Genomic DNA, 7,493 nt, shown 5'->3' on the forward strand with positions numbered 1-7,493 from the left:
CGCCCCCTATCCGAACACTCTGCCGATGTAGCCGCCCAGCTGGTCGGGGGTCATCGCACCGACAAAAGCGCCCATATCTGCCAGCTTTTGCCCCAGCGGACGGTTGAACGCCGCATTCGCATTTTCGTCCAGCGCTGTCAGGTAGCTGAGTTTCGCGCCGCTTGTGATGATATTATTGCTGACATTCAGCAGTCGGTCAACATTTCCGCCCTCGAACAGGTCTGTAACGCATATGACGACCGTCTGCGAAGGGGTGGATATAAGCTGTTCGCAGTAGGTCATCGCCTTGTCGATGTAGGTACCGCCGCCCAACTGTACGCTCATAAGCACCTCAGCGGGGTCTTCCGCATGTTCGCTCAGGTCTACCACCGCTGTGTCGAATATCACCAGTTTCACCTCAGCAAAAGGCAGTTTCGAGATTATCTGCGCCATCACAGCGCTGTATATCACCGAACCTGCCATCGAGCCGCTTTCGTCGATGGCGATTATCACCCGCTTGTTGCTGAAACGCTTGACGCGGTTGGAGAAGTATATCTCTTTCAGCATCAGCTGACCGCTTTCGCTGTCGTAGTTTTTCAGGTTTCGGCGTATGGTCTTTTTAATATCTAAGTTTCGCGCCGAATGTACGGGGCTTGAAGAATTGCGGTCTATGCGCCCCAGTATCGAACGGCGCACGCTGTTCTCCAGCTTCTGACGCAGTTCATCTGCCACCTGCGCGGCTATCTTCTTGGCGGTTTCCACCACCTCGCCGCGCATCAGGTGCCTTAGCTGTAAGATGGTCTTCAGCAGATCCATGTTCGGGGTCATCTTTTCGAGGACTTTCTTGTCGGTCAGCAGTTCTGTAAGACCGAACTCGTCAAGCGCGTGCTTTTCGAGCACCTCTGCTGTTTGTTTCGGGAAAAGTTCGCGCACCTTGTTTATCCACTTGGCGGCTGTCAGCTTTGACTTGCCCTGACCTGCCGTCCGCTGTGCGCTCTCGCCGCTTCCCTGTCTTACATCGTCGCCGTCTGCCCTGCTGTAAAGGTAGTCGAGCAGTTCTTCCATGTCCATGAAACTCTGCAATTCGCGCTCATCGCCCGAAAAATCCAGTTCTCTGTCCGACTGACTGCCCAGCACCAGCCGCCACCTGTTCATCGAAAGCGCTTTTTCTTCTGCTTCCGTCATTTCTGCTCACCTCCGCTCAGCTGTGCCGTGATAAGGCTGTCCAGCATTTTTCCGAAGCCGTAAAGCCCCTCATCTATGACATCGCCCGAAAGCAGGTCATCAGCCTTGCCGCCGTGTATGTCTGCCGCCGCCCTTGCGATATCATGTATCTCGGACGGTGTGAAGTAGGAGAACGCCAGCCTCATCGAGGGCAGTATCTCCATGAAATCAGCAGTTTCAAAGCCTGTCATAAGTTCGTCGGTCATTTTCAGGAAAGAATCATCAGCAAGCACGATGTCGCCCGCCGTCCTGAAAAGCCCGCGCAGATAGTCAGCGCCCTTTTTGCGCACCTCTGCTGAACCGCTGAGATAGCCGCGCATGGCATTTTCGGCATCGCCCCTGCGGTCAGCTTCTATGGCATAAAGCAGACCCATCACCGCACCGTAAACAGCGGGGTGTTTCTCGTCTGTTACTGACATTGTCAGCAGTGCATCTTCAAGGGTGTCGCGCCAGTCAGCCAGCACGCCGCCTGTCAGACTGAACATCAGCCGCATTATATCCACCACATCGTCAGCGACATCATCGGGCGAATTTGTCATCATAGGCAGGGCAGATATCAGCTTGCCCATACAGCTGTTCATGTATGCGAGAGAACTTTCGTCCTCGAAATTGTACAGTTTGCGCAGGTCGTACAGTCTGCCGAAGCACCGCAGACCCTCACCTATCGAGAAAAAGTCGCCGTCATTTGCCACTATGCTGTCCAGTTCGGCAGTCTGGCTCTCGGTCAGCGGTATGCCCATCTCAAAACAGCTTATGGCAGTCTGCGCCGCATCATCGCACCTGCCGCTCTCAGCGAAAGACCTTGCCGCCACATTTGCGCAGGCTTCCTCAATGGTGAAGCCGTCTGTGGTGTGGTCGATAAGAGATGCGTCGACCTGCGGAGTCCTGCGGTAATTCCACTGTTCGTGTACCCTGCTCCTGTCGCGCCCGTGATGCAGGTCGGGACCTTTCACCAGCTTGGCAAAGCCTGTATGCAGGTAGTTCAGCCTGTGGAAAAAACGGCTGACAGCGATACCCTTTTCGCCTGTGAACAGCGGCAGGTCGATATCCTGCGGGATAACGCTGGTGTACTTTAATTTGTACTGTTCGCATATCTTTTCAAAGTCTGCCACCAGCGGTGGGACATGGCTCTTGTCACCGATATGCCCCACACCGTCACCTGTGGCGAGGGTGCGCATTATCGTCAGCGGCATGGCGCTTGACATGGTCTTTTCGCCCTTTATGAACGCCGAAGTTATGCCGTCGGAAAGTTCTGCCAGACCGCACTGGCTCACATTCCTGAGCGCCGCAAGACCTGTCATAACGCTTTTGGCAGAAGTCACATCTGCTATCGACACGGGAATGTCACGCTTTGAACTTTCCTTTGCTGTTGCTATCAGCAGTTCAAGGGTGGCGTTGTTGTAGACTTCTGCCTCGTCATCGCCATTTTTCAGCCGCGCGGTTATGCCGTCGTAAAACGCGGGACAGTTCATGCCCGATGCGTAGCCGTGAAGCGCGTCTGCCGCCTGATAGGAATATGCTGTCGGGAAAGCGCCCTGAATGTCAGCGGTCATCTTGTGCAGTTTGAAAGGCTTTATTTTGCCCGCTTTAAGCACCTGCGCCAGTCCAAGACTGTGCAGACCGCCCGTCACTGCAAGCACCTTTTCGCCGCTGTCAAGCGCTTCCTGAATGCGGTAAGCCATGTGCCGTTCTCTTGCGAGAGTGCCGTCTGCCTCCAATTCTGTCTTGCTTTCGTCATTTCTGGTCAGCACGCAGTAGGTGTGCATCATCTTGCAGAAGTCCTCAGCCGACAGCTTAAGTCCCTCTATCTCGAAGTACTTCTCCCAGAACTCATCAAAACTGCGTATGCCTGTCTTTTCGCACAGCCGCTTGTAAAACTGCGACCGCGCCAACCTTGTGTCATCGGTATAGCTGTGTTTTTCGGCATCTGTGCGCAGACCTTTACTGCTGACGGTGTTTATGAGTATCTCGCAGTAAGGCAGGTCGATGAAACGCGCAGGTATCCCCCGCGCTTTGCCCTCAGCCAGTGCGTTGTATTCAGGCGAAGACTCCAGAAAAGGATAGTAGCACTTGTAGTCCTCAGCATCGGGGCTGACCAGCTTTTTCTTGTCTTTATAGAAATAGTATATCGCCGCAGGGAGTCGGGTAAGTTCATCGGTCAGCACAGGTATCAGGTCGTTGGCATTTTCAGGACCCTCTATCAGTATGACAGTAGGCGAAAACTCCTCTATCGCCCTTCTCAGCTGAAATGCGCAGACGGGGCTGTGATGACGCACGGGGAAAAGCAGCAGCTTTCCATCGGGGTCATATCTCAGCAGTTCCCCCGCCGCGCCTGCTATCTCAGCAAGCCTGCCGTTTCCGAATATGCCTTCCATGCGCCACCAACCTTTTTAGCTTTTGCTGTAACAGCTGTCCTGAAATAGGCTTTCAGCTTTTCGAGATCGTCCTTGTTCTCCTTGCAGACCGCACCCAGCAGATTTTCGGTCAGCAGACCCATATCAGTCTTGCCGTCACCGAAATACCAGCTGTGGCTGATGGTCTGGTAATAGACCGAAACAGCTTCAGCAGTACTCATTACAGCGGCAGGCTTTTCGACCACAGTGCCCTCAGCAGTCCTGCCCTCACGCAGTTCATGGTAGGTGACTGCCAGCAGTTCTGCCACATCGGTATCTATGGGGCAGTCGATATGACCCGCCTTAGCCATATCCTCAGCTTCGCGGATTATTATTTCCTTTTCAAGGCGGACATCTGCGATGGGCATGACAGTTTCAAAGTTGAAACGCCTTTTCAGCGCGCCCGACATCTCATTTACGCCCTTGTCGCGGGTGTTGGCAGTACCGATTATATTGAAGCCGGGCTTAGCCAGCACAAGACCTTCATCACCCAGTTCGGGGATATTGAGTATCTGGTCACTCATGACCGAGATAAGGCTGTCCTGTATCTCGGCGGGGGTACGGGTTATCTCTTCAAATCTGGCGAAGATGCCATTTTCCATGCCGACCAGCAGAGGTGACGGCACCAGCGCTTCTCTGCATGGACCTTTTGACAGCAGCAGCGCGTAGTTCCAGCTGTACTTTATCATATCTTCGGTGGTGCCGGCAGTACCCTGTACGGTATTTGTGCTGACACCGCAGCACGCCGCACTGAGAAGTTCCGAAAGCATGGTCTTGGCAGTACCCGGTTCGCCCACCAGCATAAGACCTCTGCTGCCTGCCAGCGTGATTATGCAGCGTTCTACCAGTGCATCGTTGCCGTAGAATTTGCGGGGTATCTTAACGCCGCCCGCTTCACCGCCCAGTATGAAAGTGCGCACTGCTTTCGGTGACAGCCGCCAGTTTTCGGGCTTTTTGCCTGTGTCAGATGCTTCCAGCGCTGCAAGCTGGTCTGCATACCTGACCTCAACGGGTGGTTTTATGTAATTTTGTTCCATTTGTCCTTCCTCCTGAATAAAATACCGAACGCTCGACCTATTCGTGAAGCGCTGTTCAACTATGTCTTGATTATAACATAAATATGTACGAATTACAATAGCGATTTTGATATTATTTCAATGCAGTCCCTTTTATTGTACCAAAATCCCCAAAAAGTCCGTATAAAGAAACAAACAGCTGAAATAACTCTCAGCTGTCTGTCAGAAGGAATATATAATATGAAATAAAAGGAGAATGGATAGCATTCTAAAGCGGGGCATTTCAGGGACTGCCCCGCGATTTCCGATGGGGTCCCGCAGACAAGACAGCAGAGGGGTATACTGCCGTCTTGTCAGGGTGTTTCGGAGATCCCGATTGGAAAATAAGGTGGAAATTCGGAGTATTTGATACTCTCTGAGATCTTACTTGTTAGGTACGCTCTCCCAATCTTTTAGGAAGCGCTCGATGCCGTTGTCGGTCAGCGGGTGCTTTATCATCTGTCTGATAACGCCCATCGGAACAGTTGCGATATCGCAGCCTGCCCTTGCAGCATCAACAACGTGTATCGGATTTCTGATAGATGCGGCGATGATCTGGGTCTTGATGCCCTGAACGGAGAAGATATCTGCGATCTCCTCGATCAGATCCATGCCTGTCATGCCTATATCGTCCAGTCTGCCCAGGAAAGGCGAAACATAAGTCGCGCCTGCGTTGGCAGCCAGTATAGCCTGTGCAGCTGAGAATATCAGTGTAACATTGGTCTTGATGCCCATTTCGGTCAGCCTCTTACAGGCTTTAAGACCCTCAGCGCACATCGGCAGCTTGATAACTATATTCTTGTGTATCTTTGAAAGCGGGATAGCCTCTTCGACCATCTTGTCAGCTTCCAGTGAGATGACCTCAGCAGAGATAGGGCCGTCAACGATCTCGGTTATCTCCTTTACTACCTCCTCGAATACTCTGCCTTCTTTGGCGATCAGCGAGGGGTTGGTGGTAACGCCGCATATAACGCCCAGCGATTCTGCTTCTCTGATGTCATCGACATTCGCGGTATCAACAAACAGCTTCATAATTTACCCGTCCTTTCAAGCACAAGGCTAAGTGTACATACCTGTTCATAAAGCAGTACGAACATATTGTGGTCAGCCTGCATGCTTTACATATCCATGTTGTATTTTCTGATATTATTATACAACCGCAAACTTAATTTTTCTATTCATTTTTTGCTTAACTATAAATAATAATTGCGATGATTTGAACATCAACAATAAACGAGCAGTCATCCGCAAAAATCGGGCAAACTCGTATATAAAAGCGCAATATTTGGAAAATCGCCGCAATTATCGACCGACAGCTATACATACAATATCAGGATATTCGCATTTTTAATTCGCAATAATCAGCAGACAACTTTTTTATTGTATAAACAAATAACCATATTTTATAAATTATACTCTTATTTTCAGCACAGCTGTCCGTACTTAAGTTATATCGCTTCTGCTTATCGAAAAGTGGATATCTGCGGTATTACCGTGATTTTATGGACGAAATATTTGTCATTACAATATTTTGCAAGCAGTACAATTTATTTGTTCAAAAGACCGTTTATTGCGAACTGACAAATATCTGTTGCAATGAAAAGGGTTCTGTGATATACTATATATGCAAGGGGACATGCCCCATATGACGAACTTTACGTGAGGTGACAGTATGAAAAAAACACTCGCTTTTATACTCAGTGCCGCGCTTTTGCTGACAGGCTGCGGCTCTTCAAAGACCGATGATAAGACCGAAAGTGCCGCAAGCAAAGCTGAAACGGCTTCAAAAGAGGAATTTGTTTTCCCGTCAAAGACCGCTGATCTGCCGCGTCTGAAAGATGTATATGCCGATGATTTCCCCATCGGCTCGGCTGTGGCGGATTATCAGATATATGACCCCGACTACATAAATCTCATCACCGAACAATTCAACAGCATGACCTGTGAGAACGAGATGAAGCCCGATGCTTTGCTGGACAAGGACACCACGCTGTCGGATATTGAAAAGTACCGCGAAGCACCTGCTGTCAAGTTCGACAAGTGCATCGACCAGCTTGAATTTGCCAAAGCACATGACATCAAGATGCGCGGTCATACGCTGGTATGGTATTCGCAGACACCTGAATGGCTGTTCTACAAGGATTACGATGTAAACGGTGAACTTGCCGACCGCGAACTTATGCTAAAACGTATGGAAAACTATATCAAGGCGGTATTTGAGTGGGCTGACACCGAGTATCCCGGACTTTTCTACGCATGGGACGTGGTGAATGAAGCCGCCGCTGACGGTAAGAGCGAGAAGCGCGACTGTCTGTGGCTGCAGACCATCGGTGATGACTACATCGAAAAGGCATTCGAGTTTGCGCGCAAATATCAGCCTGAGGGTGTGAAGCTGTACTACAACGACTACAACGCATTCAACTTCACAAAGCAGATGGTCATAATCGACTTTCTGAAACCTGTGGCTGAGGCAGGCAACATCGACGGTGTGGGAATGCAGTCACACATCGGTACATGGTGCGACCCCATGACATACGCAGAAGCAGTCCGCCGCTACAATAAGGAACTGGGTGTGGAGATATCCATAACCGAACTTGACATAAGCAAGGACGCGACAGATGACTGGGAAGAGAAACAGGGCGAATACTCCCGCCGTTTTATGGAGCAGATAATCGCACTTAAAGACGAGGGGATACCCTTTGGCAGTTTCACTGTATGGGGACTGACCGATGCGGTCAGCTGGAAACAGAATGAGATGCCGCTGTTCTTCTCGCTGAGTTTCAAGGCAAAGCCGTCATTCTACGGACTTCTCGCCGCAAAAGACCCATCGCTTGCAGAAAAA

The 7,493-nt window shown here is 50.6% G+C and carries 5 protein-coding genes; 1 reads left to right on the top strand and 4 read right to left on the bottom strand.

Going from position 1 to position 7,493, the window contains the following annotated elements; all coding sequences use genetic code 11:
- Window positions 1-6: 6 nt before the first annotated feature.
- From CUS_RS14035 to fsa, 4 genes are all read right to left on the bottom strand, one after another.
- Complete coding sequence (locus tag CUS_RS14035; RefSeq protein WP_002851828.1) at window positions 7-1,164, bottom strand: VWA domain-containing protein; 1,158 nt, start codon at window positions 1,162-1,164, stop codon at window positions 7-9.
- The gene (locus tag CUS_RS14040) at window positions 1,161-3,578 is read right to left on the bottom strand and encodes a DUF5682 family protein (protein ID WP_002851859.1); all 2,418 of its coding nucleotides are present in this window, start codon (window positions 3,576-3,578) and stop codon (window positions 1,161-1,163) included. The genes CUS_RS14035 and CUS_RS14040 overlap by 4 nt, the downstream gene beginning before the upstream one ends.
- Window positions 3,539-4,633, bottom strand: coding sequence for an ATP-binding protein (locus CUS_RS14045; RefSeq protein WP_002851875.1), 1,095 nt, complete (start codon window positions 4,631-4,633; stop codon window positions 3,539-3,541). The genes CUS_RS14040 and CUS_RS14045 overlap by 40 nt, the downstream gene beginning before the upstream one ends.
- Window positions 4,634-5,035: 402 nt before the next feature.
- Entirely contained in the window at window positions 5,036-5,683 is a 648-nt protein-coding gene (gene fsa, locus CUS_RS14050; RefSeq protein WP_002851857.1) for a fructose-6-phosphate aldolase, read from the bottom strand.
- Window positions 5,684-6,323: 640 nt separating this feature from the next.
- On the opposite strand from fsa, the gene CUS_RS14055 reads away from it, so the two are divergent.
- On the top strand, window positions 6,324-7,493 hold a 1,170-nt coding region (locus CUS_RS14055; RefSeq protein WP_002851881.1), incomplete at its 3' end, for an endo-1,4-beta-xylanase.

The organism is Hominimerdicola alba 8 (genome assembly GCF_000178155.2).
Classification (GTDB): Bacteria; Bacillota; Clostridia; order Oscillospirales; family Ruminococcaceae; genus Hominimerdicola; species Hominimerdicola alba_C.

Excerpts from the sequence above, each read along its gene's own strand:
- CUS_RS14045 (WP_002851875.1), bottom strand. The coding sequence starts at position 4,633 with ATGGAACAAAATTACATAAAACCACCCGTTGAGGTCAGGTATGCAGAC.
- CUS_RS14040 (WP_002851859.1), bottom strand. The coding sequence starts at position 3,578 with ATGGAAGGCATATTCGGAAACGGCAGGCTTGCTGAGATAGCAGGCGCG.
- fsa (WP_002851857.1), bottom strand. The coding sequence starts at position 5,683 with ATGAAGCTGTTTGTTGATACCGCGAATGTCGATGACATCAGAGAAGCA.
- CUS_RS14035 (WP_002851828.1), bottom strand. The coding sequence starts at position 1,164 with ATGACGGAAGCAGAAGAAAAAGCGCTTTCGATGAACAGGTGGCGGCTG.